The 17,986-nt window shown below is 64.7% G+C and carries 17 protein-coding genes; 9 read left to right on the top strand and 8 right to left on the bottom strand.

Going from position 1 to position 17,986, the window contains the following annotated elements; translation table 11 throughout:
* Position 1: 1 nt before the first annotated feature.
* Both LHJ54_RS06725 and LHJ54_RS06720 read right to left on the bottom strand, forming a co-directional pair.
* Complete coding sequence (locus LHJ54_RS06725; RefSeq protein ID WP_228243134.1) at positions 2-367, bottom strand: hypothetical protein; 366 nt, start codon at positions 365-367, stop codon at positions 2-4.
* Positions 364-1,485, bottom strand: coding sequence for an NAD(P) transhydrogenase subunit alpha (locus LHJ54_RS06720; RefSeq protein WP_228243133.1), 1,122 nt, complete (start codon positions 1,483-1,485; stop codon positions 364-366). The genes LHJ54_RS06725 and LHJ54_RS06720 overlap by 4 nt, the downstream gene beginning before the upstream one ends.
* Positions 1,486-1,845: 360 nt before the next feature.
* Here LHJ54_RS06720 and LHJ54_RS06715 point away from each other — a divergent pair, with 360 nt between their 5' ends.
* The gene (locus tag LHJ54_RS06715) at positions 1,846-3,264 is read left to right on the top strand and encodes a sigma-54 dependent transcriptional regulator (RefSeq protein WP_228243132.1); all 1,419 of its coding nucleotides are present in this window, start codon (positions 1,846-1,848) and stop codon (positions 3,262-3,264) included.
* A 12-nt stretch (positions 3,265-3,276) separates the two neighbouring features.
* Here LHJ54_RS06715 and LHJ54_RS06710 read toward each other — a convergent pair whose 3' ends face one another.
* A complete protein-coding gene (locus tag LHJ54_RS06710; RefSeq protein WP_228243131.1) occupies positions 3,277-4,473 on the bottom strand; it encodes an alkaline phosphatase D family protein in 1,197 nt (398 codons plus the stop codon).
* A gap of 165 nt (positions 4,474-4,638) precedes the next feature.
* Between LHJ54_RS06710 and cysD the strand changes: the two genes are divergently transcribed.
* Genes cysD through LHJ54_RS06695 form a run of 3 tightly spaced genes read left to right on the top strand, consistent with a single transcriptional unit; the run spans position 4,639 to position 8,170 of the window.
* Positions 4,639-5,553 (top strand): sulfate adenylyltransferase subunit CysD, encoded by a 915-nt coding sequence (gene cysD, locus LHJ54_RS06705; RefSeq protein ID WP_228243130.1) that lies wholly within the window; start codon positions 4,639-4,641, stop codon positions 5,551-5,553.
* Positions 5,553-7,442 (top strand): adenylyl-sulfate kinase, encoded by a 1,890-nt coding sequence (cysC, locus tag LHJ54_RS06700; RefSeq protein ID WP_228243129.1) that lies wholly within the window; start codon positions 5,553-5,555, stop codon positions 7,440-7,442. Before cysD ends, cysC begins: the two co-directional genes overlap by 1 nt.
* On the top strand, positions 7,439-8,170 hold the full coding sequence (locus LHJ54_RS06695; protein ID WP_228243128.1) for a 3'(2'),5'-bisphosphate nucleotidase CysQ: 732 nt from the start codon (positions 7,439-7,441) through the stop codon (positions 8,168-8,170). The genes cysC and LHJ54_RS06695 overlap by 4 nt, the downstream gene beginning before the upstream one ends.
* Before the next feature lie 36 nt (positions 8,171-8,206).
* Here LHJ54_RS06695 and LHJ54_RS06690 read toward each other — a convergent pair whose 3' ends face one another.
* From LHJ54_RS06690 to LHJ54_RS06670, 5 genes are all read right to left on the bottom strand, one after another.
* Positions 8,207-9,715: an aldehyde dehydrogenase gene (locus LHJ54_RS06690; protein ID WP_228243127.1), complete on the bottom strand. Its 1,509-nt coding sequence runs from the start codon at positions 9,713-9,715 to the stop codon at positions 8,207-8,209.
* Between the two features lie 82 nt (positions 9,716-9,797).
* Positions 9,798-10,910, bottom strand: coding sequence for a dihydropteroate synthase (folP, locus tag LHJ54_RS06685; RefSeq protein ID WP_228243126.1), 1,113 nt, complete (start codon positions 10,908-10,910; stop codon positions 9,798-9,800).
* Positions 10,911-11,028: 118 nt separating this feature from the next.
* Entirely contained in the window at positions 11,029-12,147 is a 1,119-nt protein-coding gene (locus tag LHJ54_RS06680; RefSeq protein ID WP_277754029.1) for a site-specific DNA-methyltransferase, read from the bottom strand.
* Between the two features lie 107 nt (positions 12,148-12,254).
* On the bottom strand, positions 12,255-13,166 hold the full coding sequence (locus LHJ54_RS06675) for an oxidoreductase (protein WP_228243125.1): 912 nt from the start codon (positions 13,164-13,166) through the stop codon (positions 12,255-12,257).
* Positions 13,163-13,759: a ribonuclease HII gene (locus LHJ54_RS06670; RefSeq protein WP_228244321.1), complete on the bottom strand. Its 597-nt coding sequence runs from the start codon at positions 13,757-13,759 to the stop codon at positions 13,163-13,165. Before LHJ54_RS06670 ends, LHJ54_RS06675 begins: the two co-directional genes overlap by 4 nt.
* A gap of 58 nt (positions 13,760-13,817) precedes the next feature.
* On the opposite strand from LHJ54_RS06670, the gene LHJ54_RS06665 reads away from it, so the two are divergent.
* The 5 genes from LHJ54_RS06665 to LHJ54_RS06645 are packed head-to-tail and all read left to right on the top strand — an operon-like array spanning position 13,818 to position 17,937.
* Complete coding sequence (locus LHJ54_RS06665; RefSeq protein ID WP_228243124.1) at positions 13,818-14,996, top strand: PQQ-dependent sugar dehydrogenase; 1,179 nt, start codon at positions 13,818-13,820, stop codon at positions 14,994-14,996.
* A 9-nt stretch (positions 14,997-15,005) separates the two neighbouring features.
* The gene (locus LHJ54_RS06660; protein ID WP_228243123.1) at positions 15,006-15,578 is read left to right on the top strand and encodes a GNAT family N-acetyltransferase; all 573 of its coding nucleotides are present in this window, start codon (positions 15,006-15,008) and stop codon (positions 15,576-15,578) included.
* Between the two features lie 37 nt (positions 15,579-15,615).
* Positions 15,616-16,164, top strand: coding sequence for a DUF1285 domain-containing protein (locus LHJ54_RS06655; protein ID WP_228243122.1), 549 nt, complete (start codon positions 15,616-15,618; stop codon positions 16,162-16,164).
* Positions 16,161-16,769, top strand: a complete 609-nt coding sequence (locus LHJ54_RS06650) for a CoA pyrophosphatase (protein ID WP_228243121.1) — start codon at positions 16,161-16,163, stop codon at positions 16,767-16,769. The genes LHJ54_RS06655 and LHJ54_RS06650 overlap by 4 nt, the downstream gene beginning before the upstream one ends.
* Positions 16,762-17,937 carry a CCA tRNA nucleotidyltransferase gene (locus tag LHJ54_RS06645; protein WP_228243120.1) on the top strand — a complete coding sequence of 392 codons (1,176 nt, stop codon included), beginning with the start codon at positions 16,762-16,764 and terminating at the stop codon, positions 17,935-17,937. The genes LHJ54_RS06650 and LHJ54_RS06645 overlap by 8 nt, the downstream gene beginning before the upstream one ends.
* Positions 17,938-17,986 lie beyond the last annotated feature (49 nt).

Raw genomic sequence — 17,986 nt, 5'->3', positions numbered from 1 at the left:
GTCAGCGCCGCCTAGCAGTCCAGGGCAGGACAAAGTTGCGCCCTTCCGCCCACGTCTGTCCCACCAGCCTGCCTTCCACCAAACAGGCGGATGAGTGGTACATCCCCTGCCCATCCGTTGTCCGGAACGCGACGCAGGTGCGCCCCTGCGCCTTGCCGGCACGGCCGGCGAGAATCTCGCTGTTGTAGAACGATCCGGTCACTTGATCGTCCCCGCCGATCCTGAGGAGCATCGGTTGGTTGTACGCCTGATCCTCCAGGCTGACGCGGAGGTCCACGCTCCACTCACCGGCAAGGTCCGACCAGTCCTTGGCCGGAGCCATCGCCAGCGAGATTGCGGCCAGTGTAACTGTGACGAGCGCCTTCATCCCCTCTCCCTCCCGTTCACCACAGCCCCGCCCCGCGTCAGCCGCACCGCGTCCCCGATCTCTTCATCCAGCACGGGACGGCCCTGTTCCTTGTCCCAGAATGCGGCAAGGAAGTTGTACACATTGCGGGCGTACAACGCGGATGCATCGGCCGCCAGCCGGGCGGCGGTGTTCGAATAGCCGATGATCTTCACCCCGTGCCGTTCGGTTACCTCGTCGGCGCGCGCACCTTCGACATTGCCGCCCTGCGCCACTGCCAGGTCATAGATGACACTGCCGGGCTTCATGGACGCGATCTGCGCGTCGGTGACTAGGCGCGGGGCGGGTCGGCCGGGGATCAGCGCGGTCGTGATCACGATGTCCTGCTTGGCGATATGGGTGGAAACCAGCTGCGCCTGCGCGCGCCGGTATTCTTCTCCCATTTCCGCGGCGTAACCGCCCACACCCTCCCCCTCGATCCCGGCGACGTTCTCCACGAACACGGGCTTGGCACCCAATGACAGGATCTGTTCGCGCGTGGCGGACCGCACATCGGTGGCGGATACCTGAGCGCCGAGGCGGCGGGCAGTGGCGATCGCCTGAAGCCCCGCGACGCCAACGCCCATAACAAAGACCCGCGCTGCCTGGATCGTGCCGGCAGCGGTCATCATCATGGGAAAAGCGCGGCCAAAGGTGTCGGCAGCGGCAATAACTGCCTTGTACCCGGCCAGATTGGCCTGGCTCGACAGCACGTCCATGCTCTGCGCGCGGGTGATCCGCGGCATGAGATCCATGGCCACCGCTTCCAGGCCGGCGACAGCATAGTCGCTGACCAAAGCGGCCTGCTGGTACGGATCGAAAATTGCGGCGACAAGCGCCCCATTTTCGACGCCTTTGAGCCGATCCACGGCGGGGGCCTGCACGGCCAGAACGATGCCGGCTCCGCGGACGACCTGATCCGCCGGCCCAACCTCGACCCCGGCCGCACGGTAATCTTCATCCGGCACGGCCGCGGTATCGCCCGCTCCGGCTTCCACCGCGACCTGCGCGCCAAGGTTTGCCAATTTCCGTGCCGTTTCGGGAGTAAGCGCCACGCGCCGTTCCCCAGGCGACGTTTCCTTGAGAACGGCGATGCGCAAAACCGCCGGACCCGGTTCAGTCAGCGATCATGATGATGACCAGCAGAACAATCACTGCCAGCAGCGGTATGGTGTATTTCAGGCTGGCAACGAACCTGCTGTAGGTCCTGTTTGCCGCGTGCAGATCTTCTTTCATCAGAAAACTCACCGGTAATGCTAGGGTCAGGCGAAGCTCTATCGCAGCCTCGTCTGACGCTCAACCCTGCCTCCATCGCAATGTGGCACAATTATACCTCACTTGTTGAAAAGTGATGGGGCACAGATGCCGCGGGTTCATCGAACATCTTTAATTCTCTCTTCATATCTGGCCTATAATGAGACGCGATTGGTAAATAGGCGAGGAAGCAATAGGGGCCTGCAATGACGGAAGGTGACGAACGCCTCCTGATGCTCATCGATGATGAGCCCGCGCAAAGCCGGCTGATCTGCGCTCTCGCCGCGCGTGAGGGATGGCGCTGCATCGTCGTTCCCGATGCGGAGGCCGCGTTCAACACACTGCGCTCGCGCGAGGGTCAGACGATCGCCGCCGTGCTGCTGGATCAATGGGTGCCGGGGGACGAAGCCTGCGCGCTGATCGCCGATCTGAAGCGGATCCGCCCACTGACACCAATCCTGATGCTGACCGCCAGCGCCTCTCCGCTGCTGGCGGTCGAGGCAATGCGAGCGGGTGCAACCGACTATCTCATCAAGCCGATCGCTCCAGAACGGCTGCTACAGGCGCTGCGCAGCGCCACCACCCGCGAAAGCCCCAAGGACGAACTGCAACCGCTGTCCGAAAAGCTGAGCGGAAATCCGGACTTTGAATCGCTGATCGGCAACGCACCGTCCTTCCGCAACGCCCTTGCCCAGGCTGCCAAGGCCGCGCGTGGTCAGGGTCACGTTCTTGTTCAGGGGGAAAGCGGCACGGGCAAGGAGCTGGTTCTGCGCGCTATGCACACGACCAGCCCCAGGGCGAAGAACCCGCTGCGCGTCGTGGCGGTTGGCGGCGTTCCGCTTAACAGCATGGAGTCGCTGTTGTTTGGGCATGAGCAGAACGCCTTTCCAGGCGCGTTCGATCGCCAGGTCGGTGCGCTTCAGGTGCTCGACAACGCCACCTTGCTGCTGGACGAGATCGACCGGCTTGATGTCTCCATTCAGGAACGGCTGGCCGATGTGCTGGAAAGTGGTATTGTCCGCCCGGTTGGGGCCAAGCACGGTTTTCGAATAGATGTTCGCCTGTTCTGCTCCAGCAACTTCGACCTGACGGAACTCGCGGCCAGCGGACAGTTCTCGCAGCGGCTGCTCGCCCAGATCGGGCATGTAACCATCAACCTTCCGCCGCTGAGAGAACGCCCCGGCGATATCCCGGCGCTTACCCGGCACTTCCTGAAGCGTATCGGCGAACAGCCGGGGCTGCGCCAGCACTCCATCACCGACAGCGCGCTGTCCCTGCTCACGGCCTATGACTGGCCGGGCAACGTGCGCCAGCTTCAGACGGTGCTGTTCCGCGCGGCGGTGTTTTGCGACGCGGAAAGCCTCACCACCGAAAGCTTCCCCCAGTTGTCGGAAATGCTTGGCGCGGTCGCGCAGATGGATGACCAGAGACAGCAAGGCTTCGGCGTTCTCCTGTACCGCGACGATGGCAATCTGCGACCGCTGGAGGAGATCGAGGCAGACGTGATCCGGCTGGCCATCGTGCATTATTCCGGCCGAATGACGGAGGTTGCGCGGCGGCTTGGCATCGGGCGCTCCACCCTTTACCGCAAGCTTACGACGCTCGGCATCGACAACGTCGCCTGAAGCCTTGTCCGTTCAGTTCGCGGCCGACCAGCCGACGGTCTGGGTGGTGCGCACTTCCCCTTCCCGCCCCCTCAGTTCAAGCCGTAGCTCCCGACGGCGCCAATCGATCTCGACCAAACCGAAATTCGCTTCCGAGATGAAGTCGGTGACGCGCCTTGGGTCCGGTTCTCGCGCGGTGTTGGTCGCGGTATCGCTGAAGGCGAAGTTCAGGGAAGAACTGGTAATTTCCCATAGCGGCTGTCCGCCAAAGGCTGCAGGCGCGTCCTGATAGACGCCGCCGGCATGACGGTCGCCTGACATCAGTAGCACCCCGCCGCCGTTGCGGGCGGCCAGCAGGCGGTACAGCCTGTCCCGTTCTCCCGGCATGGTTGCCCAGCTTTCGAACTGATGCGCATCGGTCAGCACCTGGATCGATGACACCACCAGCCGCAGATCCGCAGGCTTGGCCAGTTCCTCTGCCAGCCATGCCCACTGCTCTGCCCCCAGCATGTCGGCATCCGCGCTGGTATCTGGCACATACGGGCCGAGGGGCGGGCGCGGCTGGCCCGGCGCAACTTCGGCCCGGACAAGCGGGGAACGGAAGTAGCGCGTGTCCAGCAGGATCACCTGCACCCTTTGCCCTTCCGGGCCGAAGATGCGGCTGTAGTGAACGCCCGGTCGGCCGCGCACCTCGTCGGGCGAATTCCAGAAGTTTTCGTAAATCGTTTCGGCCCAGCCACGGAAGGCGAAGTCGCGACCGCCATCGTTGAAGCCATAGTCGTGGTCGTCCCACGTGGTGAGGAACGGCACCTGGTCGTAAAACGCGGTGAACTGCGGCAAGGAAGCAAGCTTCGCATACGAAGCGCGAAGCGTGCCCAATTCGGCATCGCCGCGCCAGTTGGTGTCGCCATAGACATTGTCGCCGATCATCATGAACATTTGCGGATCGGTGCGGGCAATGGTGTTCCATATGCCTGCGTCGCGGATCTCGCTGAAACAGCTGCCGAACGCGAAGCGGGTAAGCACCAGATTGCTGTCGGCGTCGACGCCGCGGCCCGCGCGCGGAAGATCCACCACCCTGGCCAGGCTGCGGTAATATCCGTCCAGAGCGTCCTGCGCCGTCATTGGAACGGTCGTGACGCCCTGCGCCGCCGGTTCCACCGCCTGCGCCGCGAGCGGCGAAGGAGTAAGCAGGGCCAGTATCAGAGCGGAAGCGGTCAGGCGCAGCATGGTGTTCTCCGGCAGGGGGATCTGTAGCGTCGCTTCGACTAATGCCTAACGATGACAAATCAAAGGCCGCTGCGCGCTTCGGCCACCGCGAACGGCACTTCAGGTGACGAGGGTCCGCAAAGAATTTGCTTGTTCTTTGCGGCCGCTGCGGGTTGGTGCACCACCATGCAGGTCGACGTACACGCCCTCACCCACCTCGACCGGCTCGAGAGCGAAGCGATTCACATCATGCGGGAGGTCGTCGCCGAGGCAGGGCGGCCGGTGATGCTTTATTCCATCGGCAAGGACAGCACCGTCATGCTGCACCTGGCCGCCAAGGCGTTCTATCCGGGACCCCTGCCGTTCCCGCTCCTGCATGTGGACACCACCTGGGAGTTCCGCGCCATGTACGCGATGCGCGACAAGGTTGCGGCAACGCCGGGCACAGATCTGATTGTCTGGCAAAACCCCGACGCGCTGTCCCAAGGCATCAACCCATTCGACCATGGCGCGCTGCATACGGACATCTGGAAAACCGAAGGGTTGAAGCAGGCGCTGAATCGCTATCGCTTCGACGCTGCATTCGGGGGCGGACGGCGCGACGAGGAGAAAAGCCGGTCGAAAGAGCGGATCTTTTCCTTTCGCACAGCCACTCACAGCTGGGATCCCAAGGACCAGCGGCCGGAATTGTGGAACCTGTACAACATGGCCAAGGCGCCGGGCGAAAGCATGCGCGTATTCCCGCTGTCCAACTGGACCGAACTGGACATCTGGCAATACATCGAGCGGGAGGGGATCGAACTGGTTCCGTTGTATTATGCAGCGGAGCGCCCGGTGGTAGAGCGCGACGGGATGCTCGTAATGGTCGACGACGAACGGTTCCGCCTGCTGTCGGGCGAAGTGCCGCACCTGCGTCATGTACGGTTCCGCACGCTGGGCTGTTATCCGAGTACGGGAGCGGTCGAGAGCCGCGCGGTCACCGCCGCCGACGTCGTTCGCGAAACGCTGCACAGCAACACGTCCGAACGACACGGGCGCGCGATCGACCGGGAGGCGGGCTACGCTTCCCTGGAAAAGAAGAAGCGGGAAGGCTATTTCTGATGGCGGACAATCCATTGCCGCCACCGCCAGGCCAGCAGGTGACATTCCAATCCGGCCAGCGTCCTGAGGGGCGACGAAGCCGGACCTTGCTGCGCTTCATCACCTGTGGGAGCGTGGATGACGGCAAATCCACACTGATCGGCCGGCTGCTGGCGGAGACGGGCAGTGTGTCCGAGGACCAGCTGGCCGCGATAGATCGGAACGGCAAGGTCGATTACGCGCGCCTGGTCGATGGGCTCGCGGCAGAGCGGGAACAGGGCATCACCATCGACGTCGCCTACCGCTTCTTCTCCACCGGGCGGCGCAAGTTCATCATCGCCGATTGTCCTGGCCATGAGCAATATACCCGTAACATGGTGACAGGCGCGTCGACTGCCGACCTCGCCATTGTCCTCGTCGATGCGTGCAAGGGCGTTCTCACCCAGACCCGGCGGCACAGTTATCTGTGCCACCTGCTGGGCATCCGCAGTTTCGTGCTGGCAGTGAACAAGATGGATCTGGCGGGTTACGAGCAGGCTACCTTCGACCGCATCGAGGACGACTTTCGACAGTTTGCCGGATCGATCGGCATCGACGACGTAACCGCCATTCCGGTCTCCGGGCTTCAGGGCGACAATGTCACCGCCGCATCTGCCGCAATGCCTTGGTTCACGGGCAACCCCCTGCTCCGCCATCTGGACACGGTCGTGGCGGGACCAGAGCGCGGCGATGCGCAGGCATTCAGAATGCCGGTCCAGTGGGTGAACAGGCCAGACCAGAGTTTCCGCGGCTTCGCCGGTCTGATCGCCACCGGCAGCGTCAGACCCGGAGACGCAATTCGCATCGCGCCCACAGGGGTATCCAGCACTGTGGAGCGGATCGTGACGAAGGACGGCGATCTTGGCTCCGCCGCGGCAGGACAGTCAGTCACCCTCACGTTGACTGACGAGGTGGACTGCTCGCGCGGCAATGTGATCGCCGCGGCCGCCGACCCTCCGCAAGCAAGCGACGCATTTCAGGCGACGATCGTCTGGATGGACGAGGAGCCACTGCACGTTGGCCGCGCCTACATCCTGAAGATGGCCACGCAGAGCGTACCTGCACGGGTGCAGGAGCCGAAATACGAGATCAACGTCAACACGCTTGACCGTCTCGCCGCCAAGACGCTGACGCTGAACGCAATCGGTGTGGCCGAGGTCCTGACCGACCGGCCAATCGTGTTCGAAAGCTATGCACAAGACCGGACATTGGGCGGGTTCATCCTGATCGACCGGCTGTCGAACCGCACGGTGGCAGCAGGCCTCATCCACTTTGCCCTGCGCCGCGCGCAGAACGTGCACTGGCAGCCGCTGGCCATCAGGCGCGAGCAGCGCGCTGCGTTGAAAAATCAGGTGCCGCGCGTGCTGTGGTTTACGGGCCTGTCTGGCTCGGGCAAATCGACCATCGCTAACGAGGTGGAGCAGATGCTCCACCTGATGAACCGCCACACGTTTCTGCTTGACGGGGACAATGTGCGGCACGGCCTGAACCGCGACCTCGGGTTTACCCAAGCCGACCGGATCGAGAACATCCGCCGCATCGGCGAGGTCGCTGCGTTGATGGCGGATGCCGGCCTGATCGTGCTGGCCGCCTTTATCAGCCCCTTCCGTGCCGAGCGGGAGATGGTCCGCCGGATGCTGCCCGAAGGAGAATTCGTGGAAATCTACGTCGACACCCCCCTCCACGTGGCGGAGGCGCGCGATGTAAAGGGGTTGTACAAGAAGGCGCGGGCAGGTGAAATCGCGAACTTCACCGGCGTCGACAGTCCTTACGAGCCGCCCGAACATCCGGACATCGTCGTCAACACCACTGCGATGACCGCCAGACAGGCGGCGCGATACATCGTTGATCAGCTGCTGCCGCTGAAATGAGCACGCTTGCCGACGACGCGGACCTGGCAGCGCGCCTGGCCGAGGCAGGCGGCAGGATCGCGCTCGCGGTGCGTTCATCACGCGCGTTCGCAGGTACGGCGTTGGGGGATGCGGGAGACGCCATCGTCAACGCCTTCCTCACCCGCGCCCTGCGGGAACAGCGGCCCGCTGACGGCCTCTTGTCCGAAGAAGGCCGGGACACGGCCGCTCGGCTGGCGAGATCGCGCACCTGGATCATCGATCCGGTCGATGGCACCAACGAATACGCTGAGGGAAGGGACGATTGGGCAATTCATGTCGCGTTGGCGGCTGATGGCGCTCCAGTCGTGGGCGCGGTGGCCCTGCCGGCGCGTGGCTTGGTCCTGCGGTCCGACCAGCCCGCTCCACTCTCGCCTCTGCCATCTCGCCCCCGTATGGTGGTGAGCCGCAGCCGCCCTGCTCGAGAGGCCGGCCGCGTGGCGAAAGCAATCGGAGCGCAGACCATCGCGCTGGGCAGCGCCGGAGCAAAGGCGATGGCGGTGGTGCTGGGTGAGGCCGACGTTTACCTGCACTCGGGTGGTCAGCACGAATGGGACAGCTGCGCACCGGTGGCGGTCGCGCTGGCGCATGGGCTCCACTGTTCGCGGCTGGATGGATCACCGCTGCGGTACAATCAGCCTGACACGCGGCTTCCCGACCTGCTCATCTGCCACCCGGAACTGGCGCCGGCGGTGCTTGGCGCGCTCTAGGCTGCCAAGCACCGCCGTCGGGCATGCTCGCGTCGGTCAGAGTTTCACAAATACCGACTTGGTCTCAAGATAACCTTCAATGCCCTGGCGGCCGTTCTCCCGCCCGATGCCGCTCTGCTTGAAGCCGCCGAACGGCAGCGCCGGATCAAGCCCGCCGTGCACATTGCCCCACACCACGCCAGCCTTCAGCTTTGCGGCCATCCGGTGCATGGCCGATACGTCGCGCGTCCACACGCTTGCGGCAAGGCCGTAGGGCGTATCGTTCGCTTCCCGCGCCACCGCGTCCAGATCGTCGAACCGCTGCACCACCACGACCGGGCCGAAGATTTCCTCGCGCACCACGCTCATCTGCGGATTGACGTCGGTGAGGATGGTAGGATTGACGTAATACCCCGTGTCCGATGGCGAGTCCCCGCCCACCAGCACGCTCGCCCCGTCACGCCGGCCCGCTTCCAGGTAGCCGAGCACGCGCTCATGCTGTTCCTTTGACACCAGCGGCCCCATTCGCCCCTTGGGGTCGAGCGATGGGCGCGGCGCAAAACCGGGGGCCGCCTTGCTCAAGCCTTCGACCACATCGTCGAACACATCCTTGTGGGCGTACAGGCGCGAACCCGCAACGCACACCTGGCCGGAGTTGAAGAAGATCGCATTGGCCGCCGCCGGGCCGACCTGCGCCGGATCGACGTCTGGCAGAACGATCACCGGACTCTTGCCGCCCAGTTCCAGCGTCACCCGCTTCAACGTGTCGGTCGCGGCGCGGTTGATGATCTTGCCGATCTCGGTGGAGCCGGTGAAGGCCACCTTGTCCACATCGGGGTGCCGCACCATCCGGTCGCCCGCCGTCTCGCCATTGCCGGTGACAAGGTTGAACACACCGGCGGGGAAGCCGGCCTCCGCCACCAGATCGGCCAGGCGCAGCGCGGTCAGCGATGTCTGCTCCGCCGGTTTCAGCACCACGGTGCAGCCCGCTGCCAAGGCGGGGGCAATCTTCTGCACCGCCATCAGCAACGGGAAATTCCACGGCACGATCTGGGCACAGACGCCGACCGGTTCCTTGCGCGTGTATGCAAAGAAGGCGCCCTCGGGCGCGTTGGATGGCTGGATCTGTTCTCCGGCCAGCTTGGTCGCCCAGCCGGCGTTGTAACGCAGCTGGTTCACCGACCCCGGAATATCCACCATCCGCGCCATGCTGACCGGCTTGCCATTGTCGATCGCTTCCAGTTCGGCGAGTTCGTCGGCGTGCGCTTCGATGAGGTCGGCAAGGTGGCGGAGCAGAGCTTCGCGCTTTACCGGCGGCAGTCCGCTCCACCGGCCATCGTCGAACGCGGCGCGGGCGGCGGCCACGGCGCGGTCCACATCCCGGTCGGATGCGTCAACGATGTGCCCAATCACCTTGCCGCTCGAAGGATCCTCGACCTCCAGCGTCTTGCCATCACTGGAGGCCACCCACTGACCGCCGATGAACAGCTGCGGCTTGCGGTCAAGCAGCTTTTTGGCGGTATCGGAATAGGCAGGCTGGCTGAAGTTCGGGGTCATGTCGTTCATGGCGCAGATCTCTCCAAATGAATTTGGGCGATGCATAACACAGCCGTCGGGAAGGCGACAGGTGAAGCTTGGGCCATGCGTGTCAGTCGGTAAGCTCGGTAAAATCCGTCAGCGCCGCGTCCCGCAGTCCGCGCCACACATTGCGCGCCTGCACCGTGGGTGCGACATCGTGTACGCGCAACAGCTGAACCCCAGCCTGCATTGCGTGCACCGCCAGCATCACCGACCCGCCGAGACGGTGTTCCACGCCTGCCTCGTTGGACAGCGCGCCGATCATCCGCTTGCGGCTGGCCCCCACCATCAGGGGGCAACCCAGGGCATGGAACAGCGGCAGGGCGTTGAGCAACGCCAGATTGTCCGCCAGCGACTTGCCGAACCCGATCCCCGGGTCGAGGATGACGCGGCCTGTTGCAACGCCCGCCGCATAGGCTGCGTCGCGTCGCTCTGCCAGGTAGTCGAACACCTCGGTCACGACATCGCGGTAAGAACCGCCCTCGTGCAAATTGTCTCCCCTGCCCGGCGCGTGCATCAGAATGACCGTAGCACCGTGCGCGGCGACCAGTTCCAGACTGCGGGGATCGTGGCGGCCAGCAGACACGTCGTTGATCAGCGTCGCGCCCGCGCCGAGCGCGGCTTCCATGACCCCGGCACGGCGCGTGTCCACGCTGATCGCGGCCCCCATCTGCGCGCAGTATTCAACGGCCGGCAGAACCCGCTTGAGTTCATCCCCTTCCCAGACCGCCGCCGCGCCGGGTCGGGTGCTCTCCCCGCCGATGTCGACAATGGCCGCGCCCGCTTCGACCATTGCGGCGGCATGGGCGCGGCCCTCCTCAGGCTGATCGAGGAACAGTCCACCATCCGAAAAGCTGTCGGATGTCACATTGAGGATGCCGACAATCTGCGGCTGATCGAGGCGGACCGTGCGATCACCCAACTGCAGGGGCGGATGCGCCAGGGTTAAGTTCGTCCATTGCATCTCTGCCGCTGCGGCAACGGCTTCCGGCAACTGTCCTAAAACCCGGTCGATCCCGTCGCGGCCGCTGATCCAGCGTGCGATCACGTCGCCATCGCGCCGCAAGGTGACGGCAAACCGGCTGGCGTAGATCATCCCGCCCGCAAGTCGGATCGCGTCGCCCTCTTCGCTCTGCGGTGATGCGGCAAAGCCGATGGGGCGGACGTATATGCGGTCTGTCATCGACGAAACCGTGAATGGCTAGCCCGGTCATGGCAGGCAGGCCGATACTTCGCGCAAGGCGCAGCGGCAGACCACGCACCCGGCGGGTGCGATCGGTGTCGGGAAAGCAGCAAGCCGGTCAATCCTCCACACTCAGCAGGTATCGCTGCCGGGCCGCATCGATCGGCTTTACCTCGCCCGCCTGCTCCAGATGCCAGAAAGTCCAGCCATTGCAGCTTGGCGCGCCCTGAACATCCTTGCCCACCCCGTGGATGGAACCCGTGCGCCCCTCGCATATCAGCGATCCATCCGCGCGCACGACGGCATTCCATCTGCGCTTTGCGTCGAACAGCACGGTACCCGGCGCGATCAGGCCTGCTTCGACCAGCGCCCCGAACGCCACCTTGGGTGCCGACCGGGCAGATTGCATGGTCGCCAGCGCGCTTTCATCGAGCGGCAGCTCCCGGCCGATCCGCTCCAGCGCGGCGTGGCGATAATGATCCTCGCGCTCGCAACCAATCCATTGCCGCCCCAGCCGCTTGGCCACCGCGCCCGTTGTCCCGGTACCGAAAAACGGGTCCAGCACCACGTCGCCGGGTTCGGTTGTCGCCAGCAGCACGCGGTACAACAATCCTTCCGGCTTCTGCGTCGGATGAACCTTGCGCCCGTTTTCCTTCAGCCGCTCGGCCCCGCCGCAAACCGGCAGCGTCCAGTCCGAACGCATCTGCAGTTCGTCATTCAGCGTTTTCATCGCGCGGTAATTAAACTGGTAGCGCGCTTTTTCGCCCATGCTGGCCCACAGCAGCGTTTCATGCGCGTTGGTGAATCGGGTGCCCTTGAAATTGGGCATGGGATTGGACTTGCGCCAGACGATGTCGTTGAGGATCCAGAAGCCCAGATCCTGCATCAGGGCACCGACGCGATAGATGTTGTGGTACGACCCGATCACCCAAAGGGCGCCATCCGGTTTGAGGATGCGGCGCGCCTGCCGCAGCCAGGCTTGGGTGAACGCATCGTAAGCGGCAAAACTGTCGAACCGGTCCCAGTGGTCGGTGACGGCATCGACCGAACTGCCGTCGGGACGGGCGAGATCGCCGCCCAGCTGCAGGTTGTAGGGCGGGTCTGCGAACACAAGATCAACGCTGGCGTCGGGGATTTGGCGCATGGCCTGCACGCAGTCGCCCGGCAGTATCTGGTTAAGGGGCAAACGGCTTTCGCCGCTCCTCGCCTTGGCCCGTGTTAGCTCCGCAACCCCCATGTCACCCTTCCATCAACAACTTGTCCACAGGGTGAGTCCCTGCGGAGTCCGCGTCAAGAGGGTATCGCAAGTTCTAAGCCTTGCCCCTGATTTCGCTACATTTTTCTTCAGCCAACCGGAAGGGCGGGATCTATCCCGGTCAGTTCGACAGACCGTGTCCACAACTGCCGTGCGACCGATGCGTCGCGAGCGTTTCCGCTGATATAGGCGGGGCCGGAGCATGATCCCCTTAATTCAGCGAGGCCGTAAGGCCCGAAGTAGTCGCCTCCATGCGCTTGGGGATCAGTCGCGGCCTGCAGCGCAGGTAGCGCGCCGCACTGCGGGCTGTTGAGCAGCCAGCCGATCAGCGGCAGCACGACCTTGGCAGGTCCGACATGCCGCGCAATTTCCGTTTTCGCGACGCCGGGATGACACGCCAGCGCCGCCACAGGCGACCCCGCCGCGCGCAGGCGACGGTCCAGTTCAAGAGTGAACAGAAGGTTGGCAAGTTTGGACTGCTTGTAGAAGGCATTCCGGTCGTAGCCCTTCCGGGCATCCAAGTTGTCGAGGTCGAGGCGAGCGCCACGATGGGCGATGCTGGCCTGGGTGACCACCCGCCCGCCCCCATCGCTGGCAAGCCTGTCCAGCAGCAATCCGGTAAGCGCGAAATGCCCCAGATGATTGACGCCGATCTGCTGTTCGACGCCATGCGCATAGCCAAGAGCGGGCATCATCAGTCCGGCATTGTTGATCAGCACGTCCAGGCGGGCTTCATTTGCAACCCGATCGACAGCGGCGCGGATGCTCTCCATGTCAGCGAGATCCAGCGCAAGGAATTGCAGATCCGCGCCCGGCATCTCGCTTTCTATTCGGGCGATGGCGTCTTCCCCTTTTGCCCGGTTGCGGCAGGCCATCAGTACGCGCGCGCCCCGCAACGCCAGGTGGCGGCCGATCTCGAAACCGAGGCCGGTGTTCGCACCTGTCACCAGCACGGTTTTCCCGCTCTGGTTTCCAATGTCGGCAAAGCGGAAGCGGGTCATGCAGGCAGCTCCAGTTGAGCGACCGGCGCGAAGCTGCGCCGGTGCAGGGGTGTGGGTCCGTGTTCTCGCAATGCCCGCCGATGTTCGGCGGTGCCGTAACCCTTGTTACGGTCCCACCCGTACTGCGGATGAGTCAGTGCTGCTGCCAGCATGAGCCGGTCGCGGTGTTCCTTGGCAACGATGGAGGCGGCGGAAATGGCCGGTTCGGTCCCATCCCCTCCGACTATTGCCTCAGCGGGCCAGCGCCAATCGCGCGCGCGCCCAGCCGGCGTGAAATTGCCATCCACCAGCACTCTGTCCAGTTGCCCCACACCGTGCTGCGCCATGATGAAGGCAAGGTGATCAACCGCCTGCGTCATCGCGAGCATGGTCGCGGCAAAGATGTTGAGGCAGTCGATCTGCGCCGGCTCCACCACGCCCAGTGCCCAGGCACAGCGTTCGCGGATCAGGACGTCCAGCTTGCCGCGCCTTCGTGCGGTCAGCCGCTTGGAGTCAGCCAAGCCGGTCGGCGGAGCCTGGCACAGTACCACCGCGGCCGCCACCACCGGCCCGGCTAAGGGTCCCCGCCCGGCCTCGTCCACACCGGCAACCATGGGGACGGCACCAAACGCGCTTGTGGGCGTTCCGCCTAACATGACACGATCGATAGCCATGAAAACCACCCTATTCCTTACCCTGGGCCTTCTCGCAAGTTGCGGCGGAAACGCCGGCGCGAGCAACCCGGTGCCCGACCAGGCCGGCACACCGCCCGCGCCGACCGCCGGAGCGGCCTTTGACGGCAACTTTTCGGAGCAGTCGTTCGGCACGTATAACGAACCGTGGGCGGCCGCCTTCGCGCCTGGCACGCAAACCCTGTTCATCACCGAAAAGCGCGGCACGGTGCGCGGCCTGGACACGCGCAACAACAGGCAGATCACCATCACAGGTGCGCCCACCGTCGATTACGGCGGTCAGGGCGGTCTTGGCGACATCGCATTCCTGCCCAGCGAGAGCGCTGCGACTGTGGGTACGCGCACAATTTATCTCAGCTGGGCGGAGGCAGGTCAGAACGACACGCGCGGCGCGGTTGTGGGCCGCGGCCAATTAGTCTGCAATACGGAAACGACCTGCCGGATCGACAATCTGGCCGTGATCTGGCGGCAAGCACCCAAGGTAACCGGCCGAGGCCACTACTCGCACCGCATCGCCTTTTCCCCTGACGAGCGTTACATGTTCATCGGCAGCGGCGACCGGCAGAAACTCGATCCGGCGCAGGATAATTCGAACACCCTTGGCACGATCGTCCGCCTCAACCTGGACGGCACGGTGCCAGCAGACAATCCGTTCGCCGGCCGCGCCAGCCCGACCGATCAGATCTGGTCGTATGGCCATCGCAATATTCTGGGCATAGCCTTCGACGCGGAAGGACGACTGTGGAACATGGAGCACGGTCCCGCCGGCGGTGACGAGCTTAACCTGGTGCAGGCCGGCGGCAATTACGGCTGGCCGCTGGTTTCGGGCGGAGAGCACTACGACGGCCGCCCGATACCCGACCATTCGGCCAGTGACCCTTACGTAGATCCGGTGGTGAACTGGACCCCGGTCATCGCACCAGGGAATTTCATCTTCTATCAAGGCGACCTTTTCCGCGGGTGGAAGGGCAGTGCGCTGTTCGCGGGCCTGCGTTCCGAGGCGCTGATCCGCGTCGCCATGAACGGGACTTCCGCGCGCGAAGCCGAGCGGTTCGCCATGGGTGAGCGTCTTCGCGAAGTAGTGGAGGGCCCCGACGGCGCCATCTGGCTGCTGGAAGACGGCGAGTCCGGTCGGCTTCTGCGGCTTACGCCGCGCTGACAACGCAGCGTGGCCGAAACACTGGAGCAACGGGGTGTTGCGTCCGCAACGCTGGTCCCGCTCGATCTGGTTGATCCGCACCTGGTCGAGCAGCTGCTTGATGCGGTATTCGGTGAAAGCCGGCATGGGCGCACCGCTTATCGCGTCCGCGAAGGCACCCAGGCGCTGGCGGGACTGTCCTTCGCAGCGCTCGATGAAAACGACTACCTTGCCGCTTCCATCCAGGCTTGGCCCGTTGCGCTGACCGATCCTGAGGGTCGTGCGCACCCGTTGGTGATGATTGGCCCAGTTGCGGTCCTGCCGCAGCGGCAGGGCGAAGGTTTGGGCAAGGGGCTTGTCACGGCTGTCATAGCCGCGCTGGAGAGCAATGCGACCCCGGCCCGTCCACCCCTTCCCCAAGTCCTGATCGGGGATGCCGGCTATTACGCGCCGTGGGGATTTACTTCTGCACACACGCTAGGGTGGCGGTGCCCCGGCCCGTGGGAGCCGGAGCGCCTGCTGGTACGGTGCGCCAATCCCGCCATTCTGCCCGTGGAGGGCATGCTGGGTCCCTGGATCGGTGGAACCATGCAACAGGCTTGAGCAAACCGCGCGCTTCAGTCAAAGGTTCAGACAATCGATGCCCTACGAACCGCCACCCGACCTTGCCGCCCTGTCGCTGCCGCAGATTGCCGAACTGGCGGCTGCCCGCAAACTTCCGCCGGTCGAACAATGGGCACCCCAGCGTACGGGCGACAGCCGGATGTGCATTGCGGCGGATGGAACATGGTTCCACGATGGTTCGCCCATAACTCGGTCTGCCATGGTGCGCGCGTTTTCCGGCCTGCTGATGCGGGACGAAAGCGGTCGCCACTGGCTGATTACCCCGCATGAGCGACTGACTATCGAAGTGGAGGATGCGCCATTCATTGCTATCGATGTCGCGCGCAAGGACGACGATTTCGTGTTTCGGCTGAACACGGATGAATTGATCGTCGCCGGGCCGGACCACCCGCTCACGGCCCGCGGAGAACCTGAACTGCCCGCGTTCTACGTCCATGTCAGAAGAGGCTGCGAAGCGCGGCTGAACCGTTCCACCTATGAGCAATTGGTTCAGATGGCTCTGGCGCAAGATGACGGTTGGATGGTGTCGAGCGGCGGTGCGACCTTTTCCCTGCTTCCGGCATGAACACCCTGTTCGACCGGCTGGGACGCCTGTTCGAGGAGGGGCATCGGCGGCCGTTGACAGGGCTGCTGAGCGACAGCCGCTTTGATACCGCTGCGCAGCCGCGCGCCGCAGCCGTGCTGATCGCCGTGACGGAGCGGGAGCGGCCGGGAGCGCTCCTGATCCACCGGCCGGTCACGATGCGGCGCCATGGCGGGCAGGTCGGCTTTCCGGGCGGCGTGATCGACCCGGGCGAAGACGCAATCGCCGCCGCCCTGCGGGAAGCGGACGAGGAATTGGGCATTACGCCCGCGGCCGTCCAGGTGATCGGTCAGAGCGATCCTTACCGCACCGGCACCGGGTACGACGTCACGCCGGTCCTGGGCATCGTTCCTGCCGACCTGCCCCTGCGGCCGAACCCTGCGGAAGTGGACAGCTGGTTCGAGGCACCGCTCGACGTGCTGCTCGACCCGGCAAATCATCAGTCCCGCAGCGCGATGTGGCAAGGCGCGCGCCGGGACTATCTCAGCATCGAATGGCGCGAACACCAGATCTGGGGTGTGACCGCGGCGATCATTGCCAATCTTTCGCGCCGCATCGCCTGGGTTCAGGACCGGGTAGATGGCTGACCTGTCACGAGCAGAGTGGACCCGGCGCGCAGACCTTGCCGGGTTGATCGCGGCTCTTGGACGCGAGGAGGTCCGTTATGTCGGCGGCGCGGTGCGTGACACGCTGCTGGGGCTGGAGGCAAAGGACATCGACATCGCCACCACCCACCTGCCGGTCGCTGTCATGGCACGGTGCCAGCAGGCGGGCATCCGGACAGTTCCGACCGGGATCGAACACGGCACGGTGACAGTGCTGCTGCCCGGCGGGCCGGTGGAGGTCACTACCCTGCGGCGGGACGTGTCGACAGACGGCAGGCGCGCTACCGTCGCCTTTTCGACGCAGTGGCGGGACGACGCCGCCCGGCGCGATTTCACGATCAACGCCTTGTATGCGGACCCCGACACGCTGGAGGTCCAGGATTTCTTCGGCGGCCTCGACGACCTTGCGGCGCGGCGCATCCGGTTCATCGGCGAACCGCGGCAACGCATCGCGGAAGATCATCTGCGCATCCTGCGCTACTTCCGGTTTCAGGCCCGATTCGGCGACACGCCGGACGCAGACGCGCTGGCCGCCTGTTCGGCGCTTGCCAACACGCTGAAGGGTCTCAGCCGGGAGAGGATAGCGATGGAATTGCTGTCCATTCTCGCGCTGCCGGATCCTGCGCCCACAGTCGAGTTGATGCACGCGGCAGGCGTTCTGCCGGTCATTCTGCCCGAAGCTGGCCGCGCGCAGCGTAACGCGCTTGGCCGGCTTGTGCAGGCAGAACAGGCGCAGGCTATTGCCCCTGATCCGGTACGCCGGCTCGCGGCTCTGCTGCCTCCCGTGGCCGCATGTGTGGAGGATGTGGCAGCCCGGCTGCGGCTGTCCAAGGCACAGCGCGCGCGGCTGATCTGCGTGGCTGAACGTACCCCGGAGGACCGGGAACATCCCCGCCCTCTCGCCTACCGTCAAGGGCTGGACTGCGCCCGTGACCGGCTGCTCCTCTTGGGCGGTGATGCCGGCGCGTTGACCCGGTGGGAAGTGCCGCGCTTTCCTCTCACCGGAAAGGCGGTGATCGCGCGCGGCTTGACGGCCGGACCGGACGTCGCACGACTGTTGCGGGAGGCGGAGGCGCGATGGGTGGCCGCTGGCTTTCCTGACGAAGCGGCGGCCGCCCGCCTGCTCGACGAAGTGGTGGCGCAGCAATGATAGTCCAGTGGCTTCAGCCCACCTTCATACCGCACCTGCTACAACCCCT

The sequence above is a fragment of the Porphyrobacter sp. GA68 genome (genome assembly GCF_022605525.1).
Classification (GTDB): Bacteria; Pseudomonadota; Alphaproteobacteria; order Sphingomonadales; family Sphingomonadaceae; genus Qipengyuania_B.
This window is presented reverse-complemented; position numbering and strand designations above follow the sequence as displayed.